Annotated in this window: 3 protein-coding genes; 1 reads left to right on the top strand and 2 read right to left on the bottom strand. The window is 70.5% G+C overall.

The annotated features are described in order from the left end of the window. Window positions 1-529 precede the first annotated feature (529 nt). Together ACFV04_RS43605 and ACFV04_RS43600 are read right to left on the bottom strand one after the other, a co-directional pair. A complete protein-coding gene (locus ACFV04_RS43605; RefSeq protein ID WP_380346116.1) occupies window positions 530-1,489 on the bottom strand; it encodes a hypothetical protein in 960 nt (319 codons plus the stop codon). A 90-nt stretch (window positions 1,490-1,579) separates the two neighbouring features. After that, window positions 1,580-2,086 carry a hypothetical protein gene (locus tag ACFV04_RS43600; RefSeq protein ID WP_380346118.1) on the bottom strand — a complete coding sequence of 169 codons (507 nt, stop codon included), beginning with the start codon at window positions 2,084-2,086 and terminating at the stop codon, window positions 1,580-1,582. A 211-nt stretch (window positions 2,087-2,297) separates the two neighbouring features. On the opposite strand from ACFV04_RS43600, the gene ACFV04_RS43595 reads away from it, so the two are divergent. Further along, a partial coding sequence (locus ACFV04_RS43595; protein WP_380536629.1) for a TetR/AcrR family transcriptional regulator occupies window positions 2,298-2,474 on the top strand: 177 nt, incomplete at its 3' end.

The raw sequence follows: 2,474 nt of genomic DNA, 5'->3' as shown, positions 1-2,474 counted from the left end.
GTGCCGGTGCCGGTGCCGGTGCTGGTGCTGGTGCTGGTGGCGGTGGTCTTGGTGGAGGTGCTCTTCTTGCCGCCGGTCTGCTTGGGGGAGTGGCCGGGCGGAGGGGGCCTGACGGGCGGGCTCGGTGGATCGGGGCTACCAGAAGCGCGGGCGGGCGGGCGGGCAGTGCATGGGCCTGGCCGGCAGACCTTTCCCCCTGGCTCTGTCGGCCGGGTCCTGGGCGTACGGCCCCGACCACCTGAGCCCTGAGGGCGCCCCGGATGCGGTCCGGCGCGCGCGCCCGGTCAGGTGAGCCGGACGGTCTGGTCGCAGTGCGGGCACACGAGCCTCACCGAACACAGCGCCGGCGCATCACCCCCGCCCGGCTCCACGGCACACGCCGGGGGCCCACCCCCGACACCAGTGCCCCGAGGAAGAAGGTGCGACGGTAGCCGGTAGGTCAAGCCATGGTCCGCTTGATGGCCCACCGGTGGCGGCCCAGCACCTGGCTCGGCTCGACGCTCCTGCGGCGATCCGCCGCAGGGGCGGGTCAGGAATCGACGCCCCAGTCCCGGTCGAACAGCTGCTTGAGTCGGGCTGCTTCGTCGTCCAGGGTGGCTTTGACCTTCCGCATGGTCTCGCTGTCCCGATTGATCGCGGAGTTCTGCAGATCCGACTCCACCGCGAACCAGATACCGATCAGATTGGTCTCGTGCTTGCAGGCGATGTCGGCGTCGCCCCGAACGATCTCGGCCTCGCTCGGTGGCTGGTCCGCAGCCATCGCAAGGCCCTCGGAGGCGCGCAGGGGAGTGGCCACGTCGTGGCCCCGGCCCTTCATGCAGGACGACCAGGCGGCGATGGCTGCGGTCACCCGGGGATCGGCCTGGGAGTCCTCGAAGGACTTGGCCTTGAGTGTGGCGACGATCCCCTGTTCGCCGTTGCCGGGGCCGAGCGGTCCGGCGGCTGCGGCCGGGAGGATCCGGTCGAGCTCCGTGAGGCAGCCGTGTTCGGGCAGCGGCTTTCCGGCGAAGCTCGACACCCGGTTCCGGGTCCGGGGGTCGACGCCTGTCAGGACGGTCTGTGCGTCGAGCGGGAGTTTGCCGATCGGCGTGGTTTTGCGCGGGTCGGCGGTCTCCGGGAGGTGATAGCCCCACCGGTGTGTCTCTTCGGCGTCGCTGATGCCGTATCGGCGCTTCATGGTCTCGAACGCTCCGGCCGGCGTCCGGTCCGGTCGGGCCGGCACCGGGTAGTCCTGCCCGTACCGCTTCATGCAGGCGCCGGTCGCGGCCTGCTGGACCCAGTTGAACTGTACCGACTGCGTGGGCGAGAGCATGTAGGCCTCGACCGGCAGGTGCAGTTCCGCCGTTCCGGCGGCGACGGTCGGGGTGGCAACCGGCTGCGGGGGAGCGAGCGCGCCGGTAGTGGTGGAGGTGCAGCCGGCCGCGGCCAGCAGGAGGAGAGCAGCGCCGCTCCGGCAGTGGCGCGGTCGTACGGCCGGGCGGCGCTTCATGGTGCCCTATCGGTCGATGAGGTCGGTACGGAGCGCTGCCGCCGGGCAGGCGGCCCGGCGGCAGCACCCATTCAGGCAAACCGGCGGGGGTCAGCAGACGGCGCCGATGCTCTCTTCCTTGTTCTTCACGGTGGACGTGAGGTTGCCGCCACGGCCGGCAGGGACGTAGTTCGCATCGCCGGTGAGCCACGCTCCGGAGTAGACCCCGACGGCGCAGCCGCCCTCGACGGCCTCGACGCTCGCGGCATCGTGCCAGACGGCTGCTCCGGCACCGTTCGAGCCGTAGCCGTCGTTGTGGAAGTATTCGCCCCCGAGGGAGTACACCTTCCCGGACGAGGACAACCAAATGGCACCCTCGGCACCACTGTTGTAGTACAGGCAGAAGAAAGTCGCCTCGTCGCTGCCGACGGTGCAGCGGAACGGTGTCGAGACGGTGCTCCAGCCATTGATCCATGTCCCCGACGCGTGCGCCTGGCTGGTGCTGGTGATGAGGCCGGTTCCGGCGAGTGCCACGGCGACGGCCGTGCTGCCCGCTCGTCTGCCGAGCTTCCTGCGCACCGAGCCGGCGCGGCCGCTGTCGGACGCGATGGTCTTCATTGGTCCCCCTGTGCGTGGGCCGGTTGGTCAGTCCCCCGGCGTTTCCAGCGCGAGGCGATCCCCCGTGACGGAAACGGCCTTCCCCCGTACGGCAGCCCGCACCGTCTCGTCTCGTGACGTACCGTCTCGTCTCGCCTCGCGGGAACCATGTTCCCCGGACAAGACGATCACGTCAAGACGGCACGTGACGTCTCGTGGAATAATCCGGACCATGCCGCCAGCCCCGAATCCGGACCTCCGCAACCAGCGCGCCCACCGCGCCATCCTCGACGCCGCCCTCGACATCGCCGTGAGCGACGGCTACGCCCGGGTCACCATCGAGGGCATCGCCCACACCGCCGGGGTCGGGAAACAGACCATCTACCGCTGGTGGCCCAGCAAGGCCGCC

It is taken from the genome of Kitasatospora sp. NPDC059599, from assembly GCF_042735125.1.
GTDB lineage: Bacteria > Actinomycetota > Actinomycetes > Streptomycetales > Streptomycetaceae > Kitasatospora.
This window is presented reverse-complemented; position numbering and strand designations above follow the sequence as displayed.

Coding starts and splice junctions, on each gene's coding strand:
- ACFV04_RS43600 (WP_380346118.1), bottom strand. CDS start 2,086: ATGAAGACCATCGCGTCCGACAGCGGCCGCGCCGGCTCGGTGCGCAGG.
- ACFV04_RS43605 (WP_380346116.1), bottom strand. CDS start 1,489: ATGAAGCGCCGCCCGGCCGTACGACCGCGCCACTGCCGGAGCGGCGCT.